The following is a 21,253-nucleotide window of genomic DNA, read 5'->3' as shown; positions in this document are numbered from 1 at the left end:
TCCCGACGCGCGAATGGATACCGACGCGCCGCCCTCCGGTGGCAGAACCATGAGGCCCGACATGCCCCTCCTCGATATTCGCGACCGCCTGATCGTCGGCCTCGACGTCCCCACCGTGGAGGCTGCGGAGGAAATGGTCGCCACGCTGGGCGATACGGTCACCTTCTACAAGGTAGGCCTGCAGCTCTGCTTCGCCGGCGGTCTCCAATTCGCCGAGCGCCTGGTCGATAGCGGCAAGAAGGTCTTCCTCGACGTCAAGCTGCTCGACATCGACAACACCGTCGAGCATGCCGTACAGAACATCGCCAAGCTCGGCATGCATTTCTGTACCATCCACGCCTATCCGAAGGCGATGCGCGCCGCCGTGCAGGGCAAGGGCGCCAGCGACCTGCGCCTGCTCGCCGTCACCGTGCTGACCTCGATGGACGAGAGCGACCTCGCCGCCGCCGGCTATCGCGGCGGCCCGGCCGAGCTGGTGGCGCGCCGCGCCGCCGACGCCCGCGCCGCCGGCATGAACGGCATCGTCTGCTCGCCGGAGGAAGCCGGCGCGATGCGCGCCGTTGTCGGCGCCGGCATGGCCATCGTCACGCCGGGCATCCGGCCGGCCGGCGCGATGGTCGGCGACCAGAAGCGGATCGCGACACCGGCGGCCGCGATCCGGGCGGGCGCCGATCACCTCGTCGTGGCGCGGCCGATCATTGAAGCCGCCGACCCGAAAGCGGCGGCGAAGGCCATTCTCTCGGAAATCGAGGTCGCCTCGGCCATCTAGGCCACCACCCCTTCCCGCACAGGCGACCAGCCTGCTATATGCGCTCTGAACCCGGGGGAAACTCGTCATGACCGATATGGGTCTCGTCATCGTCGGCGCCGCCGGCCGCATGGGCCGGACGCTGATCCGCACCGTCTCCGAGACGGAAGGCGTCGCCGTCGTCGGTGTGATCGAGCGCGAAGGCTCGCCGTTCCTCGGCCAGGACGCGGGCATTCTCGCCGGCCTGCCGCCGCTCGGCGTCACCGTCAGCGACGATCCGCTGCCCGTCTTCGCCAAGGCGCAGGGCGTTCTCGACTTCACCATGCCCGCCGCGACGCTGGGCTTCGCCGAGATCGCGGCCCAGGCCCGCATCGTCCATGTCATCGGCACCACCGGCCTCTCGGTCGACGACCACGCCGCAATCGACGCGGCCGCCCGCCACGCCGTCATCGTGCAGGCCGGCAATATGAGCCTCGGCGTCAATCTGCTGGCCCAGCTGGTCCGGCAGGCGGCCCGCGCGCTCGACGCCGATTTCGACATCGAGGTGCTGGAGATGCACCACCGCCACAAGGTCGACGCACCGTCCGGTACCGCGCTGATGCTTGGCCAGGCCGCCGCCGAGGGCCGAGGCATCGACTTGGCCGAGCATTCCGTCCGCGTGCGCGACGGCATCACCGGTCCACGCGAGCGAGGCTCGATCGGTTTTGCCACGCTGCGCGGCGGCAGCGTCATCGGCGACCATTCCGTGCTGCTTTCCGGCGAAGGCGAGATGATCACCCTGTCGCATCACGCCTCGGATCGCGCCCTCTTCGCCCGTGGCGCCGTCAAGGCGGCGCTCTGGGCCCACGGCCGCAAGCCCGGCCGCTATTCCATGGCCGACGTGCTCGGCTTCACCGACTGACCCCAAAAGGAGCCTTCCGTATGGATCGCCTTCTCGTGCTCGTCCGCCATGGCCAGAGTGAGTGGAACCTGCAGAACCTGTTCACGGGCTGGCGCGACCCCGCGCTGACCGAGCAGGGTATCGCCGAGGCCACGGCCGCCGGCAAGCGCCTCAAGGCGCTCGACCTTTCCTTCGGTCTCGCCTTCACCTCCGAACTCTCCCGCGCCCAGAACACGCTGAAGCTGATCCTCGGCGAGCTCGGCCAGCCCGATCTGACGACGGTCCGCGACCTTGCCCTGAACGAGCGCGACTATGGCGACCTCGCCGGCCTCAACAAGGACGATGCGCGCGCCAAGTGGGGCGAGGAGCAGGTCAAGATCTGGCGCCGTTCCTATGACGTGCCGCCGCCCGGCGGCGAGTCGCTGAAGGATACCGGCGCCCGCGTCTGGCCCTACTACATCTTCAACATCCTGCCGCCCGTCATGCGCGGCGAGAAGGTCATCGTCGCGGCGCACGGCAATTCGCTGCGCGCGCTGATCATGGCGCTGGAAGGCCTGACGCCGGCCGAGATCCTGGAGCGCGAGCTCGAGACCGGCGTGCCGATCGTCTACCGGCTGAACGCCGACACGACCATTGCCGAGAAGAAAGTCCTGAAGGGCTGAGCAGCCGGCGTCGCCAGTCTACGCGCGATCATCCGATGGCGGGCCCCAGGGCCCGCCATTCTTGTTTCACGGCCTCGTCATCCTCGCTGGCGACCGCTTCGATCCGCGCCGCGAAAAACGCTTCCGGAGCCAGCCGCGAGAGCGCCCAGACCGCCGCGCCCCGGACCACCGGCGCCGGATCGGCGAGCAGGCGACGCACCGCCGGCAGCAGGTCGCCCTCCCCCGAATTGCCGATTGCCACCAGCACGTTGCGGACGAAGCGATCGCGACCGATCCGCTTCACCGGCGAGCCGGAGAAGAACGCCCGGAAGGCGGCGTCGTCGAGAGCCGCGAGATCCGACAGCCTCGGTCCCTCGAATTCGGGACGCGCCTTCAGCTTCATCTCGGAGGCGGATTTCGCGAACTTGTTCCACGGACAGGCGGCGAGGCAATCGTCGCAGCCATAGATGCGGTTTCCCATCGCCTCACGGAACTCGAGCGGGATGGGCCCGGCATTCTCGATCGTCAGATAGGAGATGCAGCGCCGCGCATCGATGCGGTAGGGCGCCGGGAAGGCCTGGGTCGGGCAGCAGTCCAGGCACGCGCGGCATTTGCCGCAATGATCCCGCTCCGGCGCGTCGACTGGCAGTTCCAGCGCGGTGAAGATCGAGCCGAGGAACAGCCACGAGCCGAACTCGCGCGAGACGAGATTGGTGTGCTTGCCCTGCCAGCCGAGGCCGGACGCCTCGCCGAGCGGCTTCTCCATCACCGGCGCGGTATCGACGAAGACCTTGACCTCGGCGCCGGTGCGCGAGGCGAGCCGGCCGGCAACAAGCTTCAGCTTGCCCTTGATGATGTCGTGATAGTCGCGATTGCGCGCATAGACGGAGATGTTGCCGCGCGTCCGCGCCTCGAGCAGCGAGCGCGGATCCTCGTCGGGCCCATAGTTGAGGCCGAGCATGACGACGGAGCGGACATCGGGCCAGAGCACGCGCGGATCGGCGCGACGCTCGGCCGTCTCCGCCATCCAGCCCATGGAGCCGTGATGGCCATCCTTCAGGAAAGCGTCAAGCCGTTCCGGGGCCAGCGGTATGGCGTCCGGCGCGGTGATGCGAACGGCGCTGAAGCCTTCGGCCAGGGCGTCGGCGACCAGCCTCGCCTTTTCCGCCGCGAGCTGCTTGGGCGTCGCCGTCAGCGGGTTCAGAAGTCCAGATCGGCGTAGTGCGGCGACGGCGGGACGCCCCGTACCACGTCGCTCAGCAGCGGCCGGAAGGACGGCCGCGACTTCACCCGGGCGTACCACGCCTTCGCCGCCTCGTCCGCCTCCCATGGCACCTCGCCAAGATAGTCGATGCAGGAGATCTCGGCGGCGGCCGCGAAGTCGGCCAGCGTCAACTCGCGCCCCGCCAGCCAGTTCCGGCGTGCCGCCAGATATCCGATATACTGGATATGATAGCGGATATTGGCCCGCGCGGCACGGATCGCCGCTGGATCGGGGGAGGTGTTGCCCTCGCCCGCCTTCATCTGGCGCTTGTAGATCTTCTCGTTGATGAGATAGCCGGTCACTTCGCCATGCAGCTTGCCGGCGAACCATTCGACCAGCCGGCGCACCTCGGCGCGGTCGGCGGCGTGCTCCGGCATCAGCCGGACCTCGCCCATTCGCGCGCCCTTGGTTTCGACCAGATATTCGGTAATCACCGAACCGCCCGCGACCACCGACTCATTGTCGTCCACGAACACCGGCAGGATGCCAGCCGGATTCATCGCCAGGAGTGCTGCGTTGCGCACCCACGGCTTCTCTTCGACGAATTCGACGGTCTCGTCATATTCCGCAAGGACAAGGCGGGCATAGCGCGAGGCGGCGGAAAAGGGATGATGATGAAGAAATGGCATCGTTATGGCAGGGCGAGAGCTGAGGGTGCGACGCGATTCTGCGGCGCCAAGGGCGATTGCGAGAACGGCTTCAGCGCTCGCATATAGGCTGCGATTGTGGCGAGTATCAAGCCGATTCGCGGCATTTGACCTTCTGCCCTGCACACGGGAGCAATGATGGATATCCACGGTTTGCTGAATGCGCTTGTGCTCGGCCTGCTAGAAGGTCTCACTGAATTCATTCCTGTCTCCTCGACCGGACACATCCTGCTGGCGGGCCATTTCCTCGGCTTCGACAGCCCCGGCCGGGCCTTCGAGGTACTGATCCAGCTTGGCGCGATCCTGGCGATCCTAACGGTCTATTCCGGCCGACTGGTTAAGATCCTGCGCGATCTTCCGTCCGATCCGCGCACGCGCCGTTTCGTCGTTGGAATCCTGCTCGCCTTCCTGCCGGCTGTTGTCATCGGCGTCGCGGCGCATGGCTTCATCAAGCAGGTGCTGTTCGAAAGCCCGATGCTGATCTGCATCATGCTCATCGTCGGCGGCTTTGTGCTGCTGGTGGTCGATCGCCTGGACCTGCGGCCGCGCTATCACGACGCCATGGACTTCTCGCTGCCGATCTATTTCGGCATCGGACTGGCGCAATGCGTTGCCATGATCCCCGGCGTGTCGCGTTCCGGCGCCTCGGTCGTCGCCGCCATGCTGTTCGGCAGCGACAAGCGGTCAGCGGCCGAATTCTCGTTCTTCCTGGCGATGCCGACGATGGCGGGCGCCTTCGCCTACGACCTCTACAAGAGCCACGACCAGATCACGTCGGCCGGCGCCTGGAACATCGTCGTCGGTTTCGCGGCCGCCTTCGTCGCCGGCGTGTTTGTCGTGCGGCGCCTGCTCGATTTCGTCAGCCAGCGCGGTTTCGCGCCCTTCGCCTATTGGCGGATCATCGTCGGCGCCGTCGGCCTCGCCGCCCTGCTCACCTTCGGCTGAGCCACCCGACATCCGGATATGAAAAGGGCCTCTGCCGACGACGGCAGAGGCCCTTTTCATGAATCAATGAATCGCGACGGCGTCAGGCCGTGCGCTTGTGGTCGAACTGGCCGTGCGGCTTGAAGCGCTGGATGTAGGACGGCAGCACCGCGAGCAGGTTGCTCGGCTGAATGCCGATACCGTTCAGCGTCCGGCCCTCCGCCTCGGCGGCGGTCGAGACGATGTTGTCCTGCTTCAGCAGGCGGACCTGGTCGACGGTCAGGAGCGGCTTCGGCAGCCACTGGGCGATCGAGGCGCCGTAATGCGCCATCGTCCACGGCACCGAGACCAGAAGCGGCTTGCGCTCGATCTCGGCCAGCAGCAGCTCCATGCAGCCGCGGAAGGTCTTCACTTCCGGACCGCCCAGCTCGTAGACCGTGCCGCCGGCAAGCTGACCCTCGACCGCGCGGGCGATCGCCTCGGCGACATCGCCGACGAAGACAGGCTGCAGCTTGGTCTGGCCGCCACCAATCAGGGGCAGGAAGGGCGAGACGCGGGCGAGATCGCCGAAACGATTGAAGAAATTATCCTCGGGCCCGAACACAACCGACGGCCGGATGATGACGGCGCCCGGCATCGTCTCGAGCACAGCGGCTTCGCCCTGCGCCTTGGAGCGGGCATAGGCCGATTCCGATTTCGCGTCGGCGCCGAGCGCCGACTGATGCACCAGGGTGGTGATGCCGGCGGCGCGCGTCGCCTCGGCAATGGCGCGGGCGCCGAAATTGTGCACCACCGAGAAATTCTGCCGGCCGCTCTCGGCCAGGATGCCGACAAGGTTGACGACGGCGTCAGCGCCCTCGAGGGCGCGATCGACCGACCAGCGATAGCGCAGATTGGCCTGCACCGGCATGATCTGGCCAACGGCGCCCAGCGGCTGAAGATGACCGGCGAGATCCGGTCGGCGCACGGCCACCCGAACGCGCCAGCCGCGCTTGGCGAGCGCGCGCACGACATGACGGCCGATAAAGCCCGAGCCTCCGAAAACCGTGACCAGTTTGTCGGTACCCATCGCCATGTTTCGTCTCCATTGTCTTTGAAACGTTCTCATATCGGCTCGCCACGGCGCTGTACAGACGCCAGAGGGTCGCGTCTATGGGCCGATCAGGCGGCCAACCAGCTTGGCCGTATAGTCGACCATCGGCACGATGCGCGCATAGTTGAGCCGCGTCGGCCCGATCACGCCGAGCACGCCGACGACCCGGCTCTCGCTGTCGCGATAGGGCGAGACGACGAGCGACGAACCGGACAGCGAGAACAGCTTGTTCTCCGAGCCGATGAAGATGCGCACACCGTCGCCGGCCTCGGCGCTGCCGAGAAGGTGCACCAGTTCCCGCTGCGTCTCGATATCGTCGAACAGCAGCCGGATGCGTTCCAGATCCTCCGCCGCGCGAACATCGTCGAGCAGATTGGCTTGGCCGCGAACGATCAGCGTATCCGGCCGGCCGCCGCTCGCCTCGACCCAGCTGGCGAGCCCGGCATCGATCAGGCGCGCGGTGAGCTGGTCGAGCTCGGCCCGGACCTGCCGCTGCCGCTGATTCAGCTCGGCCCTGGCCTCGGCCAGGCTGCGCCCGCGCAGATGCGTGTTGAGGTAGTTGGTGGCCTCGACCAGGCTCGACGGCGTCGTGCCGGGATCGAGATCGATCAGCCGGTTCTCGACCGAACCGTCCTCCCCGACCAGCACGACCAGCGCCTTACCCGGCTCGAGCCGCACGAATTCGATATGCTTGAGCCGCTGGTCGCTCTTCGACGCCAGCACGACGCCGGCGCCACGCGACAGGCCGGACAACATCCGGCCGGCCTCGGACAGGACATCATCCACTGTCCGACCGGCGCCGCCGCCGGCGACCCGGCTTTCGATGTCGCGCCGTTCGTCCGATGTCAGGTCGCCGACTTCCAGCATGGCATCGACGAACAGGCGCAGCCCGCTTTCCGTCGGCAGCCGGCCGGCCGAGGTATGTGGCGCGTAGATCAGGCCGAGTCCCTCGAGATCGGCCATGACATTGCGCACCGAGGCCGGCGACAGCGCCATCGGCAGGATCCGGGCGAGATTGCGCGATCCGAGCGGCTCGCCGGTCTCGAGATAGCTGTCGACGATCCGCTTGAAGATCTCGCGCGAACGCTGGTCGAGTGCCGAAAGCACCGATCCCCTCGCATCTGGAACCCTGTGGTCGGCGGTCACGACGCCTGTTCCTCTCGTGAGACGAAACGCGGAATTCCGCGATCTCCTTGATTAAGTGTCGATTTTGGCGCCCGGTTCAAGCAGGGCTTTACGTTTCGAGCCGCCGACCTGTACAAGCGGACCAACGAAACAGCCAGGATACCCCAATGCGACCTTCAAAACGCGCCGCGGATGCCCTGCGTGCGGTAACGCTTGAACGCGGCGTTGCCAAGCATGCGGAAGGCTCCTGCCTGGTCAAATTCGGCGATACGCACGTGCTCTGCACGGCAAGCCTCGAGGAAAAGCCGCCATCCTGGTTGCGCGGATCCGGCAAGGGCTGGGTGACAGCCGAATACGGCATGCTGCCCCGTTCCACCGGCGACCGCATGCGCCGCGAGGCGGCGACCGGCAAGCAGTCGGGCCGGACGCAGGAAATCCAGCGCCTGATCGGCCGCTCGCTGCGCGCCGTCGTCGATCTCGTCCATCTCGGCGAGAAGCAGATCACCATCGACTGCGACGTCATCCAGGCCGATGGCGGCACCCGTACCGCCTCCGTCACCGGCGCCTGGATCGCGCTCTATGACTGCGTGCAGTGGATGAAGTCGCGCGACATGGTCGGCCCGAAGGTGATCCGCGACCACGTCGCCGCCGTCTCGGTCGGCATGTATCGCGGCACGCCTGTTCTCGACCTCGACTATGCCGAGGATTCCGAGGCCGAGACCGATGCCAACTTCGTCCTGACCGGTTCCGGCGGCATCGTCGAGATCCAGGGCACGGCCGAGGGCAAGCCGTTCAACGAGGAAGAGCTGACCGCCATGCTGCAGCTCGCCAAGGCCGGCATCATCGATCTGGTCGAACTGCAGAAGCTGGCCATCCTTTGATGACGAAGCCCGATTCCCGCCTTTCGGCCGGCGACACGCTCGTCATCGCCACCCATAATGGCGGCAAGCTGCGCGAATTCGCCGGCCTGCTGGCGCCGTTCGGGCTCAAGGTCGTCTCGGTCGGCGAACTCGGCCTGCCGGTGCCGGACGAGACCGGCACGACCTTCGAGGAAAACGCCGCGATCAAGGCGCATGCCGCCGCCAAGGCGTCGGGCTTCCCGGCGCTTTCGGACGATTCCGGCCTTTGCGTCGATGCACTCGGCGGCGAGCCCGGCGTCTATTCGGCCGATTGGGCAGCGCCCGACGGCGATTTCGCCCGCGCCATGCGCAATGTCGAAGAGAAGCTGCAGCAGGCCGGCGCGGTTTCGCCCGACAAGCGGAGCGCCCGCTTCGTCGCCGTGCTCTGCCTCGCCTTCCCGGACGGCACGACGCGCTATTACCGCGGCGAGATCGACGGCACGATGATCTGGCCGCCGCGCGGCGAGCTCGGCTTCGGCTATGATCCCGCCTTCCTGCCGGAAGGCCATGAGCGCAGCTTTGGCGAGATGGTGGCGGAAGAGAAACACGGCTGGTCCTCGGGCCGCACCGACGCCCTGTCGCACCGGGCGCGCGCCTTCGCGCTGTTCGCCCGTTCCGAACTCGGGGCCTGAGCTCATGCCCGTTCCGATCGAACCCGGTTTTGGCGTCTATGTGCACTGGCCGTTCTGTGCGGCCAAGTGCCCCTATTGCGACTTCAACTCGCATGTCCGCCACCAGGGGGTCGATCAGGAGCGCTTCGCGAAAGCCTTCGTCACCGAGATCAAGACGATGGCGGCGAAATCGCCCGGCAAGACGGTCGACTCGATCTTTCTAGGCGGCGGCACACCGTCGCTGATGGATCCGAAGACCGTCGGCACCATCCTCGACGCCATCGGCGAGGCATGGAACGTCGCGCCGGACGCCGAGGTGTCGATGGAGGCGAACCCCTCCAGCGTCGAGGCGGAGCGCTTCCGCGGCTATCGCGCCGCCGGCGTCAACCGCGTCTCGCTCGGCGTGCAGGCTCTGAACGACGCCGATTTGAAGGCGCTCGGCCGCATCCACAATGTCGAGGAGGCGATGCGCGCCATCGACATTGCACGCGCCACCTTCCCGCGCCTTTCCTTCGACCTGATCTATGCCCGCCCCGGCCAGACACCGGACATGTGGCGCGCCGAGCTGCTACAGGCACTCGACCGCGCCTCCGACCACATGTCGCTGTACCAGCTCACCATCGAGCCGGGCACGATGTTCGAGAAGCTCTACAGGGCCGGCAAGCTGGCGATCCCCGACGAGGACACGGCAGCGACCCTGTTCGAGATCACGCAGGAGGTCTGCGAGCAGCACGGCCGCCCGTCCTACGAGATCTCCAACCACGCGGTTCCCGGCGGCGAATGCCGGCACAATCTCGTCTACTGGCGCTATGGCGAATATGCCGGCATCGGCCCCGGCGCGCATGGCAGGCTGGTGATCGACGGCCGCCGCCACGCCACCGCGATCGCGCGCGAGCCCGAGCAGTGGCTGAGCCGGGTCGAATCTTGGGGCGACGGCATCGAGACCGACGATATCCTCAATCCGGAGGAAGCCGGCGACGAGATGCTGCTGATGGGCCTCCGCCTGATCGAAGGCATCGATCTCCGCCGCTACCGGTCGATTTCGGGACGTGACCTCGATCCGAAGCGGCTCGCCGACCTGATCGAGCACGGCATGGTCGAGCAGATCGACGAAAACCGGATCCGCTGCACCCGTTCGGGCTCCTTCGTCCTCGACGCCGTCGTAGCCGACCTCGCCGCGTAAGATCACCCCTTGCTGACCCCTCCCCTCAAGGGAGGTTCAAGGAAGGCAGCAGCAAATACCAAGCGTGCTACGTGCCCGTCCGCGAAAAAGTCTGCGGCGCGCGGTCGATCAGGACCGGCGTGCCGCCGCCGAGCTCGTAGACCGCGAGCTGGCGCTGGTTGGTGCCGTCGGGCAGGAAACGGAACGCCCCGTCAACACCGATGAAGCCGTTCGGGCTTGCCAGCGTCTCGGCGGAGAAGCGCTTCTGGCCGTAGCGCGCGGCAAGGCCGGCGGCGAGGCTGGTCGCGTCATAGCCGAGCGAGGCCGTGCGCAGCGGCGGCGCGCCGAAGACGCTCTGGTAGCGGTTGGCGAAGGCAGCGAAGGCCGCCCGGTCGGGTGCCGGATACCAGCTACCCTTGAGCGTAGGCTCGGCCGCGATGCGCGGATCGTCCCACTGGCCGGAGCCGAGGAATTTGACCTGCCCGGGCCGAACGCCCTGCGCGGTCAGGACCTGCGCCAGGAACGGCGCGGTGTCGCCGCCATCCGGCATGAACACGGCGTCGACCTGGCCGCTTTGCACGATTTTGGCGATCGCCTCGGCCTTCTGCTGCTTGGCGGCGCGGTCGGAGCCGTAGCGCTCGATCGTGACGATCCTTGCGCCGCTCGTGGTGGCTGCGCGTTGCAGCGCCGCCTGCATGACGGTGCCATAGCCATTGTCCGGCAGCAGCGCGGCGATCGAGCGTTTCCCTTGCCCCGCCGCATAGCCGATGATGCGGTCGGCATCGGATTGCGGCAGGAAGCTCAGGAGATAGACATTGCGGGCGGCGATGCTGGTATCGGTCGAGAAGGCGACGACCGGTATGCCGGCCGGCCGCGCGACGGAGGCGGCCGTCGCCACGGACTGGGCGAAGAGCGGGCCCATGATCAGCTCGGCACCCTCTGCGATCGCCTCGGTCGCGGCTTCGCGCGCGCCCTCCGGTGTGCCGCGGTCGTCCTTGACCAGGATCTGCAGATTGGCGCCGTCCTGGAATTCGCGCAGCGCCAGATCGGCGGCGTTCCTCAGATTGGCGGCGATCACGCCGGCATTGCCGGTCGCCGAACTAGGCACCAGGAGCGCGACACGGACGGTTCCATTGCCAAGTGTCGCGCCGCGGACCGGCGGGGTGCCCGCCGCGGGCGCCAGGCCGGCGCCGGGGGCATCGAGGGTCGACGAACAAGCCGACAGCAGGCCAAGCGCCGCCAGCAGCGGCGCCATCCCCTTCAGCCTGCCACCCTGCCGTTCGGAACGGAACCAACCCACAGCCTTCTCCTGTTCAATCGCAAGATGTAACTGTACTGGAAAGGCTTTGGTCATTCAGCGGCAAAGAGCGGCGGTCTCAGTGAATTCAAGTCGGGTGTCACATCTCCACAACGTCGGCGCGGGCGAGCGATGAGCGCGCAGACCGGACAGGCCGCGCCGGAAGGCGACGCCAGCTACACGATCGATGGACAGCGCGTGCGCGCGCCGACGATCGAGCCCGGCCTCTACGTCGTGGCGACGCCGATCGGCAATCTGCGCGACATAACGCTCCGGGCGCTGGCGACGCTCGCCGCAGCCGACCTGATCGCCTGCGAGGATACCCGCGTCACCCGCGTGCTGACCCGCCACTACGGCATCGACACCGAGCTGATGGCCTATCATGAGCACAATGCCGACCGGCAGCGGCCGAAGCTGCTCGCGGCGCTCGCGGCCGGCAAGGTGATCGCGCTGGTCAGCGACGCCGGCACGCCGCTCGTCTCCGACCCGGGCTTCCGCCTCGTCGGCGACATGGTGGCGGCGGGCCACCGCGTCGTGCCGATCCCCGGCGCCTCGGCCCTACTCACAGCCCTGGTTGCCGCGGCCCTGCCGACCGACACCTTCCTGTTCGCCGGCTTCCTGCCCAACCGCACCGTGGGCCGCAAGAAGCGGCTGGCGGCGCTCGGCGACATCCCGGCAACGCTCATTTTCTATGAATCGCCGCACCGGACGCTCGATTCCCTGATCGACATGGCCGAGACGCTCGGTGCCGATCGCCCCGCGGTGGTGGCGCGCGAGCTGACCAAGACCTTCGAGACGGTCCGTCGCGGCACGCTCGGCTCGCTCGCCGAGGCCTATGGCGGCGAAGCGCCGCCCAAGGGCGAGATCGTCATCCTGATCGGCCCGCCGACCGTCACGGAGCCGGGGGCCGACGAAATCGACACGCTGCTGGCGCGGTTGCTGGAGAACCACCCGCTGAAGGAGGCGGCGGCCCTCGCCGCGACGGCCACCGGTATGGCCAAGCGCGACCTCTACCAGCGCGCGCTCGAACTGAAGGCGGAAGCCGCCGGCGACGCGGATGACGACGATCCCGGCACGGATCGCGACGACGATGGCGAGGCCTGACCGCCGCGCCTCCGAACGCCATGGCCGTTTCGCCGAAACGGTGGCCGCGCTGTTCCTGAACCTGAAGGGCTACCGGACGATCGCCCGGCGTTTCCGCAGCCCGCTCGGCGAGATCGATCTCGTGATGCGGCGCGGCGGAACGCTCGTTTTCGTCGAGGTCAAGGCGCGGCGCAGCCATGACGCCGCCATCCTGGCGATCACCCCGGCGGCGCGGAAGCGGCTGCTGCGCGCGGCGGAGAGCTTCCTCGCCCGCCATCCGGAAGCAGCGGCGATGCGGCTCCGCTTCGACATCGTCGCCGTGCTGCCACGGCGGCTGCCGCACCACATCGTCGACGCTTTTGGCGCCGATCGCTGACGCTAGGGTCCGAACTCAATTGGGAACGAGGCAGCGCTCGATGGAAACCGGGTCAGTTCCAGGAGCTGGCGGCGACGTTGGGCCTCCCCCAACGAGCCGACGGCGACGCCGAAATGGCCCGGTTTCCATCGAGCCCTGCGGGTTGGACGAAAATCCCGCGCCGGTGCGTCGCCGATCCTCGCCGATGGATAGCCATCGGCTCCGGTCCGCTCCTGCCCGCGCGGGATTTTGGCCCAACGCTGCCCCATTCTCAATTGAGTTTGGACCCTAGCATTGCCATTCGGCCCCGCCACACGACATAAGAGGCCTATTCCGCATTGGGGGCCTTCATGTCGCTTTCCGTCGCCGTCCAGATGGACCACATCGCCAACATCAACATCCGGGGCGATTCCACCTTCGCCATCATGCTGGAGGGCCAGCGGCGCGGCCACAAGCTCTACCACTACACGCCGGACCGGCTGTCGCTGAACGACGGCCGCGTCGAGGCGGCGATCGAGGCCGTCACCGTCCGCGACGTGCCGGGCGACCATTTCTCGCTCGGCGAGAAGGAGCGCACCGACCTCTCGACGCTCGACGTCGTGTTCCTGCGCCAGGATCCGCCCTTCGACATGGGCTACATCACGACGACGCATCTGCTCGAGCGCATCCATCCGAAGACGCTGGTGGTCAACGACCCCGCCGAAGTGCGCAACGCCCCGGAAAAGATCTTCGTCACCGAATATCCGAAGCTGATGCCGCCGACGCTGATTTCGCGCGATGCCGACGAGATCCGCCGCTTCCGCCAGGAGCATGGCGACATCATCATCAAGCCCCTGTTCGGCAATGGCGGCGCCGGCGTGTTCCGTCTCTCCGAGGGCGACCAGAACCTCGCCTCGCTGCTCGAGATCTTCGCCGCCGCCTATCGCGGCGAACCCTATGTCGTGCAGCGCTATCTGCCGGCGGTGCGGGCCGGCGACAAGCGCATCATCCTGGTCGACGGCGTCGCGGTCGGCGCCATCAACCGGGTGCCGGCCGACGGCGAATCCCGCTCCAACATGCATGTCGGCGGCCGCCCCGAGCCGATCGAGCTGACCCGCCGCGACCGCGAGATCTGCGAGGCGATCGGGCCGGATCTGAAGAAGCGCGGCTTCCTGTTCGTCGGCATCGACGTGATCGGCGACTACCTGACCGAGATCAATGTCACCTCGCCGACCGGCATCCGCGAAGTGAAGCGCTTCGGCGGCGCCGACATCGCCTCGCTGATCTGGGACGCGGTCGAAGCGAAGCGCTGATCGGCTAGCCGATACCGTACCCTTCTGACTGCCGACAAGGCTCCGCCAGGAACGGCCATCAGACCGTGACGGCTGCCGGATCAGGCAGCCGTCTCTCCCTGCATCCTAGCGCGCATGGCGAGGGCGCCCTCGACTCCGCATCCGCTGATCAGCGTCCGTTCCTTGGCATTCGACAGCAGCCTTCCTACCCAGTCGACCGCGCCACCATCCGACAGTTGGTAACGCTCGCCGCCAATTTCGCCCCAGATGTGAAAGCAGAACCCGGCGTAGTAGCCGTGCGCGGCCTCGCGGCCAGGCTCTTCCGCGACCGCCACGCCATGACGCGTCGCCGCCGCCATGACGGCGTTCCGACGGGCGTCGTCATGGCTGTTCGAGACGATGGTGTAGCCCACCGAGAGCCGGACACCGGCGCCGAAGAGCCGGCTGAACGCGGCGAGATGGGTATCGAGATGAAGCCCGACGGCCTCCGCTTCGATACTGTGACTACCGTGATCGCGGCCCGTGCTCACCAGCGCCATGAGGGCGAAATGGGCGAGCATGCCGGGATCGGCATAGGCCTGCGGGCGGACGACGCGCTGAGTCGTGGCCAGGTGCACCAACGCTCGATCGGACGGGCGGCGCCTGCGGCGCAAGGCCGCCTCGAGCGCGAGAATATTGGTCGAATCCGAAACGACCTCGCCAGTGCGGACCGTGGGCACGGACCAGCCCTGCCCTACCGTCGCGACCGCCGCGCAGCTCGCCAGCGGCGCCACTGGCGACAGCGCCAGGACTTCGAAGCGATCCGCCATGACGGCATCGGCGACGTGCTCCCATGCCGCATAGTCGGCCCGGGCGAATGGCGCCGCGCCGAAGAAGCGGCTGCGCTCATAGTCGGCGAGCACATCGGCCGGCGAACGGGCGGCGGAGCGACGGGCATAGACGGCGAGCATCAGCGATTGCAGATCGGTTGGACTCAGACGCTCGCTCAGAATCTCGAGCAGATCGGGCACTTCCGTATCGGCAAGGATACGCTCCAGTGTCGAGCTCATCGCAGCACCTTCCATCGGCCTTGGCGGCGCCAGCTTCATGCGGACGGCTCGTCCCGACAAGGCCTGCCACTGACGTTCACGCCCTGTTCTTGTGTTCCCGCACAGATTGACGTAGCGTCAACCTGCAACGGGGGTCGCGGGCAATGGTCGCGCATGTCACGACGGTGGCGTTCCAGGGCATCGAGGCGGTGCCCGTCGACGTCCAGGTGCAGATCGCGCCGGGCTTTCCGGGCATCGTCATTGTCGGCCTGCCCGACAAGGCGGTCGCCGAAAGCCGCGAGCGAGTCCGCGCCGCGCTGCATGCCTCCGGTCTCGCTCTGCCGCCGAAGCGGATCGTCGTCAATCTCGCGCCGGCCGACCTGCCGAAGGAAGGCAGCCATTACGATTTGCCGATCGCGCTCGGCCTGATGGCCGGGCTCGGCGTTCTTCCGGGCGAGCAGCTGGCCGACTTCGTCGTGCTGGGCGAACTGGCGCTCGATGGCACCGTCGCACCCGTCGCCGGCGTGCTGCCGGCGGCGATCGGCGCCAACGCGATGGGACGCGGGCTGATCTGCCCGGCCGCCTGCGGCCCGGAGGCAGCCTGGGCCGGCGGCGACATGGAAATCCTCGCGCCGCGCAGCCTGATCGCGCTCGCCAACCACTTCAAGGGCACGCAGGTGCTCACCCGGCCCGAGCCGGCGCTGCGGCGCGACGCCGGCGGGCTCGCCGACCTCGCCGACATACGGGGCCAGGAGAGCGCGCGCCGGGGGCTGGAGATCGCCGCAGCCGGCGGCCACAACCTCTTGATGGCCGGGCCGCCCGGCGCGGGAAAATCGATGCTGGCGAGCCGCCTGCCCTCGATCCTGCCGCCGCTGGCGCCGAAGGAACTGCTCGAGGTCTCGATGATCGCCTCGATCGGCGGCGAACTCTCCGGCGGCAAGCTGACCGACCGGCGACCGTTCCGCGCTCCGCACCACTCCGCCTCGATGGCCGCCATGGTCGGCGGCGGACTGCGCGCGCGGCCCGGCGAGGCGTCGCTGGCCCATCACGGCGTGCTCTTCCTCGACGAACTGCCGGAATTCACCCCGCAAGTCCTCGATTCACTGCGCCAGCCGCTCGAGGCCGGTGAGGTGGTGATCGCCCGCGCCAACCACCGGGTCAGCTATCCCGCCCGGTTTCAGCTCGTCGCCGCGATGAATCCGTGCCGGTGCGGCATGGCGGGCGAGCCCGGCCAGAGCTGCGCGCGGGGCCCGCGCTGCGCGGCCGACTATCAGGCTCGCCTCTCCGGGCCCTTCCTCGACCGCATCGACATGCGCATCGAGGTGCCGGCCGTCGCCGCCACCGACCTGATCGGCGCGTCCGCCTCGGAGGCGAGCGTCACGGTCGCCGGCCGCGTGGCGGTGGCGCGAGCGATCCAGGCGGAGCGCTTCCTGGCGCTCGCGCCTGGAAGCTCCGGCATCAACGCCCATTGCGCGACATCGCTGATCGAGACCATCGCGGCGCTGGACCCGGCCGGCGAACGGCTGCTTCACGACGCGGCGACAGCGTTGAAGCTGTCAGCGCGCGGCTATCATCGCGTGCTCAAGGTCGCCCGCACCATCGCCGATCTCGACGGAGCCGAGACGGTCGGGCGGATCCACCTGGCCGAGGCGCTCAGCTACCGCGTCGGCGGCGAACGGATATTGGCCGCCGCCTGATCCGGCCCGAAGTAGGCGGCGCCGCCGCGCGTACCGCGCATTCGGCCGCCCCGCCAATGCGATCGGACTTCCGCCGTCGGCCCGGGGCAAAGGTGGCCGGGATCGGGCATGCTGTCGACGGGACGGCCAAACCTCCTTCGTCACCAAACTGTCGGAGAGCTGTGCTTTGGTGGCGCGAGCGCCGGAACGGCCCCGGCGCGGCGGGAACGGGAGTGAGGCAAGATGGCGAAACGCGGCGATGCGGCGGCATCCCGGCAGGTCGAGCGCGTTTCCGGCGCGACCGTGACCCTGCCGGCACTATCCCAGCTTGTATTCGGCGGTATAAAGCTGTCGATGACCAAGTCTCTTCGCCCTGCCCCTGTCGTGCCTGAACCGCTCGGAAGAATCGGCCCGCTCGAAGTGCGTCTCGCGGCCACGCCGCGCGAGGTCAAGAAGGCGCAGAAGCTTCGCTACAAGGTGTTCTACGAGGAGATGTCGGCGATCCCCGACATGCAGGCGCAGCTGTCGCGTCGCGACCGCGACGGCTTCGACAAGATCTGCGACCACCTTCTCGTCATCGACCACGACACCCGCACGGGATCCGGCGAGGCGGCGATCGTCGGCACCTACCGGCTGCTGCGCCAGGAAGTGGCCGAGCGCCACACCGGTTTCTACACGGCGAACGAGTTCGACATCGGCGCGCTCGTCTCGCGGCACGAACAGCTGAATTTCCTGGAGCTCGGTCGCTCCTGCGTCCTCAAGCCCTACCGCACCAAGCGTACCGTGGAACTGCTCTGGCACGGCATCTGGAGCTATGTCCGCAGCCACAATGTCGATGTGATGGTCGGCTGCGCCTCGCTGGAAGGCACGGATCCGGATGCGCTGGCGCTGCCGCTCTCCTTCCTGCATCACCATGCCCGCGCGCCGGCCGAATGGTCGGTGAGCGCGCTGGCTGGTCGCCATGTCGCGATGGACAGGCTGGGCGAAGCAGAGATCGACATGAAGGCGGCCCTGAAGACGCTGCCGCCGCTGATCAAGGGCTATCTCCGCCTCGGCGCCTATATCGGCGACGGCGCCGTCGTCGACCGCCAGTTCGGCACGACGGACGTGCTGATCATCCTGCCGGTGCAGTCGATCAACGAGCGCTACGTGAACCATTACGGCGTCGACGCGACCCGCTACGCCGCCTGAACCGCAATCAGCGCGGCGGAATCGGACGGCCGGGCCGCGAGCGGTAGGTCGGCAGCGTCCAGCCGAAATAGAGCGCCCCCGCGCGGACGAAGAAGGCCGAGAAAGCGCCGAGGAATGCTGCCGGCCAGAGCGAAAGCCCGGCGAGCGTGGCGAGCACGAACAGACCGGCTCCCACCACCGTCGCCGTCACGTAGATTTCCTTGCGCAGCAGGACGGAGGGCTCGCCGGTGATGATGTCGCGGATGATGCCGCCGACGGTCGCCGTCACGACACCCATCACAACGGCCGCGAACGGGCTGGCGCCGGCATGCAGCGCCCGCGCGGCGCCCATGACGCAATAGCCGGCGATGCCGATCGCATCGGCCCACAGCAGCAGCCGGTAGCGATATTCGACGAATGGCGCCAGGAAATAGGTTCCGGCCGCTGTCACGACGCAGAGTACGACATAGGCCGGCTGGCCGATCCAGAAAACCGGCGTGACGCCGAGGATCACATCGCGCGTCGTGCCGCCGCCGACTCCGGTGACGGCGGCCAGGAAGGCGAAGCCGACGATATCCATCTGCCGCCGCGAGGCGGCCAGCGCGCCGGTCAGGGCGAAGACAAAGACCCCAAGGAGGTCGAGGCTGTAGAGCAATCCAGCGTCCACAGCCCCGCGTCCTTAGCTGCGAGAGGCGGCAGCGTCGCCTTGTGGCTTGGGCTCCCGCGGCTTGGCGGGGCCCTTGGCGACGCCGACCATGGCCGGGCGCAGCACGCGATCGCCGATCACATAGCCGGACTGCATGACCTGCATCACCGTGCCGGCCGGCTGTTCCTCGGTCGGAATCTCGAACACGGCCTGATGCAGATGCGGGTCGAACTTCTGGCCAAGCGGCTCCAGCTTGCGGACGCCGTGCTTTTCCAGCGAATTCTGCAGATCGCGTTCGGTCATCTCGACGCCGTCGATCAGCGCCGTCAGCGCCTCGTTGCCGGCGCGGGCTTCATCGGGGACCGCGTCGATGGCGCGGGCCAGATTGTCGCCGGCCGTCAGCATGTCGCGGGCAAAGGCGGCGATGGCGTACTGGCGGGCATCGCCGACCTCGCGCTCGGTGCGGCGGCGCAGGTTTTCCATCTCGGCGATCGTGCGCAGGACACGATCCTTCAACTCGGCCGTCTCGGCCTCGAGCGCCGCGATACGCGCCGCGGCGACGTCTGCCTCTGCCGTCGCCGATGCCGCGTCGGCGGCAGGCTCGGTGTTGGGCACAGACTGGGTATCGTCGGACATGGCGAACTCTCGTTTCTCGTCAGGACAAAGGGTTAGGCCCGATATCATGAGTTTGGAACAGAAAATCAAGCTCCGGCCCGAACATGCCGGCGAATGACCGCCCGCCGGAGACTAGAGCACGATGACGCCGTGGTGCAGCGCTTCGGCCTCGGGCTCGACATGGATCAGCACTTCCGATCCCTCGATCGCCTTATTGAGGGCCGCCTCGATGCGGTCGCAGATGACATGACCGGCGGCGACCGTCATCGATCCCGGCACGACCAGATGGAACTCGATGAAAATGACACGGCCGGCGTTGCGAGTCCTGAGGTCATGCACCTCGATCGCGCCCGTCGCCTCCGCCGAAATGATCGCCCGGATCTCGCTCTCAACGTCGGCGGCAACGGCATGGTCCATCAGTCCGCCGACCGAATCCCGGATCACGCGCCAGCCCGACCACAGGATGTTGACGGCGACGATGACGGCGAGCAGCGGATCGAGGACGAGCCAGCCGGTCAGCGCGACCAGCACGAGGCCGAAGAACACGCCGATCGAGCTGACGACGTCGCTGGTGAGATGCCAGGCCTCGGCGATGAAGGCGGGCGAGCGCCGGCGCCGACCGAAGCGGAACAGATACAGCGCCCAGAGCCCGTTGATGCCGGTGGCGATCAGATTGATCGTCAGGCCGAGGGTGGTGTTCTCGAGCGGGGTGGGCGTCGCGTAGCTGAGCCAGGCCTGGCGCAGGATCAGCAGCGCCGCGACGACGATCAGCACACCCTCGAGCACGGCGGAAAAATATTCGGCCTTGTGATGGCCGAACTGGTGGTCGCTGTCGGCGGGCTTGTGGCTGAGACGGATTGCCCAGAACGCCGCCACCGCCGTCGCCAGATTGACGATGCTCTCCAGCGCGTCGGAATAGAGCGCGACGCTGCCGGTCTGCAGATAGGCGGCATATTTCAACGCCATCACCACCAGCGCGATGACGATCGAGCTGAGCGCGACAAGCGTTATCCTGTCGTTCCATTTCGGCATGATCGTCCCCGGCAGTTCAAGCGAAGCGGCGCAGTAGCATCGCCCGGAGGACGCTTCAACGGCTATCTTCGCAACTGCGAACGAGTGGCAATCAAGGGTGCCGAAAACCCAGGCTGCGCCTCAAAGACGGCGCAGTGCGACCTGTTCGATCAGGTGACTTTCACCCTTGGATAAAATCAGATCGGCGCGCGGCCGGGTCGGCAGGATATTCTCGTAGAGATTGACCCGATTGATCCGCGACCAGAGCCGTTCGGCGATCGCCAGCGCTTCCTCGTCCGACACCATCGCATAGCGATGGAAGTAGGAATTCGGGTCGCGGAAGGCGGTTTCGCGCAGGCGCTGGAAGCGCTCGACATACCAGCGCCGGATATCCGCCTCGGCCGCGTCGATATAGATCGAGAAGTCGAAAAAGTCGGACACGAAGGGGACCGCCGTGCCGTCGCGCGGCAGCCGCGGCGCCTGCAGCACGTTGATGCCCTCGACGATCAGGATGTCCGGCCGGTCGATGGTCACCCGCTCGCTCGGAACGATATCGTAGACGAGGTGCGAATAAAGCGGCGCCGAGACGCTGCCGCGCCCGGCCTTGATGTCGGACAGGAACGAAAGCAGCGCCGGCAGGTCGTAGCTCTCCGGGAAGCCCTTGCGCTCCATCAGCCCTTCGCGCTCGAGCACGGCGTTGGGATAGAGGAAGCCGTCGGTGGTGATCAGGTCGACCTTCGGCGTATTGGTCCAGCGCGCCAGAAGCGCCTTCAGCACGCGCGCCGTGGTCGACTTGCCAACGGCGACGGAACCGCCGATGCCGATGATGTAGGGAGTTTTGCCCTCGTTCGCGCCGAGGAAGGTGCGGGTGGCGTTGTAGAGGCCCTGCGTCGCCGCGACATAGAGGCTGAGCAGACGCGACAGCGGCAGGTAGATCGTCACGACTTCGTCGATCGAGATCGGATCGTTCAGGCTGCGCAGCCGGACGAGGTCGTCCTCGGTCAGCGTCAGCGGCATGTCCGCCCGGAGGCTGGCCCATTCCTTGCGCCCGAATGTGCGGTGCGGGGTGTGCTCGATCCGCGCGGACTTGTCCATGTTGGTTCTCCC

At 67.5% G+C, this 21,253-nt stretch carries 22 protein-coding genes; 12 read left to right on the top strand and 10 right to left on the bottom strand.

Annotated elements, in window-relative coordinates:
* The first annotated feature begins 61 nt into the window (after positions 1 to 61).
* The 3 genes from pyrF (at position 62) to G342_RS0106190 (ending at position 2,290) form a co-directional block, all read left to right on the top strand.
* The gene (gene pyrF / locus G342_RS0106200) at positions 62 to 769 is read left to right on the top strand and encodes an orotidine-5'-phosphate decarboxylase (protein WP_018182246.1); all 708 of its coding nucleotides are present in this window, start codon (positions 62 to 64) and stop codon (positions 767 to 769) included.
* 67 nt (positions 770 to 836) lie between these two features.
* A complete protein-coding gene (dapB, locus tag G342_RS0106195) occupies positions 837 to 1,649 on the top strand; it encodes a 4-hydroxy-tetrahydrodipicolinate reductase (RefSeq protein ID WP_018182245.1) in 813 nt (270 codons plus the stop codon).
* 20 nt (positions 1,650 to 1,669) lie between these two features.
* Positions 1,670 to 2,290, top strand: a complete 621-nt coding sequence (locus G342_RS0106190) for a 2,3-bisphosphoglycerate-dependent phosphoglycerate mutase (protein WP_018182244.1) — start codon at positions 1,670 to 1,672, stop codon at positions 2,288 to 2,290.
* Between the two features lie 28 nt (positions 2,291 to 2,318).
* Here the strand turns inward: G342_RS0106190 and queG are convergent, their stop codons facing one another.
* The gene (gene queG / locus G342_RS0106185; protein WP_026304176.1) at positions 2,319 to 3,464 is read right to left on the bottom strand and encodes a tRNA epoxyqueuosine(34) reductase QueG; all 1,146 of its coding nucleotides are present in this window, start codon (positions 3,462 to 3,464) and stop codon (positions 2,319 to 2,321) included.
* Positions 3,465 to 3,469: 5 nt separating this feature from the next.
* A complete protein-coding gene (locus G342_RS0106180; RefSeq protein ID WP_018182241.1) occupies positions 3,470 to 4,162 on the bottom strand; it encodes a glutathione S-transferase family protein in 693 nt (230 codons plus the stop codon).
* Positions 4,163 to 4,318: 156 nt separating this feature from the next.
* Here G342_RS0106180 and G342_RS0106175 point away from each other — a divergent pair, with 156 nt between their 5' ends.
* Complete coding sequence (locus G342_RS0106175) at positions 4,319 to 5,125, top strand: undecaprenyl-diphosphate phosphatase (protein WP_018182240.1); 807 nt, start codon at positions 4,319 to 4,321, stop codon at positions 5,123 to 5,125.
* Positions 5,126 to 5,207: 82 nt separating this feature from the next.
* On the opposite strand, the gene G342_RS0106170 is transcribed toward G342_RS0106175, so the two are convergent.
* Positions 5,208 to 6,179, bottom strand: coding sequence for a complex I NDUFA9 subunit family protein (locus tag G342_RS0106170; protein WP_018182239.1), 972 nt, complete (start codon positions 6,177 to 6,179; stop codon positions 5,208 to 5,210).
* Between the two features lie 75 nt (positions 6,180 to 6,254).
* Positions 6,255 to 7,343: a heat-inducible transcriptional repressor HrcA gene (gene hrcA / locus G342_RS0106165; protein WP_051094131.1), complete on the bottom strand. Its 1,089-nt coding sequence runs from the start codon at positions 7,341 to 7,343 to the stop codon at positions 6,255 to 6,257.
* A gap of 146 nt (positions 7,344 to 7,489) precedes the next feature.
* On the opposite strand from hrcA, the gene rph reads away from it, so the two are divergent.
* Genes rph through hemW form a run of 3 tightly spaced genes read left to right on the top strand, consistent with a single transcriptional unit; the run spans position 7,490 to position 10,015 of the window.
* Positions 7,490 to 8,203 (top strand): ribonuclease PH, encoded by a 714-nt coding sequence (gene rph, locus G342_RS0106160; protein WP_018182237.1) that lies wholly within the window; start codon positions 7,490 to 7,492, stop codon positions 8,201 to 8,203.
* The gene (rdgB, locus tag G342_RS0106155) at positions 8,203 to 8,853 is read left to right on the top strand and encodes an RdgB/HAM1 family non-canonical purine NTP pyrophosphatase (protein WP_018182236.1); all 651 of its coding nucleotides are present in this window, start codon (positions 8,203 to 8,205) and stop codon (positions 8,851 to 8,853) included. The genes rph and rdgB overlap by 1 nt, the downstream gene beginning before the upstream one ends.
* Positions 8,854 to 8,857: 4 nt before the next feature.
* A complete protein-coding gene (hemW, locus tag G342_RS0106150) occupies positions 8,858 to 10,015 on the top strand; it encodes a radical SAM family heme chaperone HemW (protein ID WP_018182235.1) in 1,158 nt (385 codons plus the stop codon).
* A gap of 67 nt (positions 10,016 to 10,082) precedes the next feature.
* Here the strand turns inward: hemW and G342_RS0106145 are convergent, their stop codons facing one another.
* The gene (locus G342_RS0106145) at positions 10,083 to 11,294 is read right to left on the bottom strand and encodes a penicillin-binding protein activator (RefSeq protein ID WP_026304173.1); all 1,212 of its coding nucleotides are present in this window, start codon (positions 11,292 to 11,294) and stop codon (positions 10,083 to 10,085) included.
* A 129-nt stretch (positions 11,295 to 11,423) separates the two neighbouring features.
* Between G342_RS0106145 and rsmI the strand changes: the two genes are divergently transcribed.
* From rsmI to gshB, 3 genes are all read left to right on the top strand, one after another.
* Positions 11,424 to 12,395 (top strand): 16S rRNA (cytidine(1402)-2'-O)-methyltransferase, encoded by a 972-nt coding sequence (gene rsmI / locus G342_RS0106140; protein ID WP_018182233.1) that lies wholly within the window; start codon positions 11,424 to 11,426, stop codon positions 12,393 to 12,395.
* On the top strand, positions 12,349 to 12,750 hold the full coding sequence (locus G342_RS0106135) for a YraN family protein (protein ID WP_198010747.1): 402 nt from the start codon (positions 12,349 to 12,351) through the stop codon (positions 12,748 to 12,750). Before rsmI ends, G342_RS0106135 begins: the two co-directional genes overlap by 47 nt.
* A 329-nt stretch (positions 12,751 to 13,079) precedes the next feature.
* On the top strand, positions 13,080 to 14,021 hold the full coding sequence (gene gshB, locus G342_RS0106130) for a glutathione synthase (RefSeq protein ID WP_018182231.1): 942 nt from the start codon (positions 13,080 to 13,082) through the stop codon (positions 14,019 to 14,021).
* Between the two features lie 80 nt (positions 14,022 to 14,101).
* Here gshB and G342_RS23415 read toward each other — a convergent pair whose 3' ends face one another.
* The gene (locus G342_RS23415; protein WP_018182230.1) at positions 14,102 to 15,049 is read right to left on the bottom strand and encodes a hypothetical protein; all 948 of its coding nucleotides are present in this window, start codon (positions 15,047 to 15,049) and stop codon (positions 14,102 to 14,104) included.
* A 143-nt stretch (positions 15,050 to 15,192) separates the two neighbouring features.
* On the opposite strand from G342_RS23415, the gene G342_RS0106120 reads away from it, so the two are divergent.
* Positions 15,193 to 16,725: a YifB family Mg chelatase-like AAA ATPase gene (locus G342_RS0106120; RefSeq protein WP_018182229.1), complete on the top strand. Its 1,533-nt coding sequence runs from the start codon at positions 15,193 to 15,195 to the stop codon at positions 16,723 to 16,725.
* A 222-nt stretch (positions 16,726 to 16,947) separates the two neighbouring features.
* Positions 16,948 to 17,895, top strand: coding sequence for a l-ornithine N(alpha)-acyltransferase (olsB, locus tag G342_RS0106115; protein WP_018182228.1), 948 nt, complete (start codon positions 16,948 to 16,950; stop codon positions 17,893 to 17,895).
* 7 nt (positions 17,896 to 17,902) lie between these two features.
* On the opposite strand, the gene G342_RS0106110 is transcribed toward olsB, so the two are convergent.
* From G342_RS0106110 to coaA, 4 genes are all read right to left on the bottom strand, one after another.
* The gene (locus tag G342_RS0106110) at positions 17,903 to 18,541 is read right to left on the bottom strand and encodes a trimeric intracellular cation channel family protein (RefSeq protein WP_156830836.1); all 639 of its coding nucleotides are present in this window, start codon (positions 18,539 to 18,541) and stop codon (positions 17,903 to 17,905) included.
* A 12-nt stretch (positions 18,542 to 18,553) separates the two neighbouring features.
* On the bottom strand, positions 18,554 to 19,156 hold the full coding sequence (gene grpE / locus G342_RS0106105; protein ID WP_018182226.1) for a nucleotide exchange factor GrpE: 603 nt from the start codon (positions 19,154 to 19,156) through the stop codon (positions 18,554 to 18,556).
* A 111-nt stretch (positions 19,157 to 19,267) separates the two neighbouring features.
* Complete coding sequence (locus tag G342_RS0106100) at positions 19,268 to 20,167, bottom strand: cation diffusion facilitator family transporter (protein WP_018182225.1); 900 nt, start codon at positions 20,165 to 20,167, stop codon at positions 19,268 to 19,270.
* 120 nt (positions 20,168 to 20,287) lie between these two features.
* Positions 20,288 to 21,241, bottom strand: a complete 954-nt coding sequence (coaA, locus tag G342_RS0106095) for a type I pantothenate kinase (protein WP_018182224.1) — start codon at positions 21,239 to 21,241, stop codon at positions 20,288 to 20,290.
* Between the last annotated feature and the right edge of the window lie 12 nt (positions 21,242 to 21,253).

The sequence above is a fragment of the Kaistia granuli DSM 23481 genome, assembly GCF_000380505.1.
GTDB classification, from domain to species: Bacteria; Pseudomonadota; Alphaproteobacteria; order Rhizobiales; family Kaistiaceae; genus Kaistia; species Kaistia granuli.
Note: the sequence above shows the minus strand (reverse complement) of the source record. Positions and strands in the feature narration are given on the sequence as shown.

Bases quoted from the DNA above. Each gene is read 5' to 3' on its own strand.
- pyrF (WP_018182246.1), top strand. From the start codon at position 62: ATGCCCCTCCTCGATATTCGCGACCGCCTGATCGTCGGCCTCGACGTC.
- dapB (WP_018182245.1), top strand. From the start codon at position 837: ATGACCGATATGGGTCTCGTCATCGTCGGCGCCGCCGGCCGCATGGGC.
- G342_RS0106190 (WP_018182244.1), top strand. From the start codon at position 1,670: ATGGATCGCCTTCTCGTGCTCGTCCGCCATGGCCAGAGTGAGTGGAAC.
- G342_RS0106180 (WP_018182241.1), bottom strand. From the start codon at position 4,162: ATGCCATTTCTTCATCATCATCCCTTTTCCGCCGCCTCGCGCTATGCC.
- G342_RS0106175 (WP_018182240.1), top strand. From the start codon at position 4,319: ATGGATATCCACGGTTTGCTGAATGCGCTTGTGCTCGGCCTGCTAGAA.
- G342_RS0106170 (WP_018182239.1), bottom strand. From the start codon at position 6,179: ATGGCGATGGGTACCGACAAACTGGTCACGGTTTTCGGAGGCTCGGGC.
- rph (WP_018182237.1), top strand. From the start codon at position 7,490: ATGCGACCTTCAAAACGCGCCGCGGATGCCCTGCGTGCGGTAACGCTT.
- rdgB (WP_018182236.1), top strand. From the start codon at position 8,203: ATGACGAAGCCCGATTCCCGCCTTTCGGCCGGCGACACGCTCGTCATC.
- hemW (WP_018182235.1), top strand. From the start codon at position 8,858: ATGCCCGTTCCGATCGAACCCGGTTTTGGCGTCTATGTGCACTGGCCG.
- rsmI (WP_018182233.1), top strand. From the start codon at position 11,424: ATGAGCGCGCAGACCGGACAGGCCGCGCCGGAAGGCGACGCCAGCTAC.
- G342_RS0106135 (WP_198010747.1), top strand. From the start codon at position 12,349: ATGACGACGATCCCGGCACGGATCGCGACGACGATGGCGAGGCCTGAC.
- gshB (WP_018182231.1), top strand. From the start codon at position 13,080: ATGTCGCTTTCCGTCGCCGTCCAGATGGACCACATCGCCAACATCAAC.
- G342_RS23415 (WP_018182230.1), bottom strand. From the start codon at position 15,049: ATGAGCTCGACACTGGAGCGTATCCTTGCCGATACGGAAGTGCCCGAT.
- G342_RS0106120 (WP_018182229.1), top strand. From the start codon at position 15,193: ATGGTCGCGCATGTCACGACGGTGGCGTTCCAGGGCATCGAGGCGGTG.
- olsB (WP_018182228.1), top strand. From the start codon at position 16,948: ATGGCGAAACGCGGCGATGCGGCGGCATCCCGGCAGGTCGAGCGCGTT.
- grpE (WP_018182226.1), bottom strand. From the start codon at position 19,156: ATGTCCGACGATACCCAGTCTGTGCCCAACACCGAGCCTGCCGCCGAC.
- G342_RS0106100 (WP_018182225.1), bottom strand. From the start codon at position 20,167: ATGCCGAAATGGAACGACAGGATAACGCTTGTCGCGCTCAGCTCGATC.
- coaA (WP_018182224.1), bottom strand. From the start codon at position 21,241: ATGGACAAGTCCGCGCGGATCGAGCACACCCCGCACCGCACATTCGGG.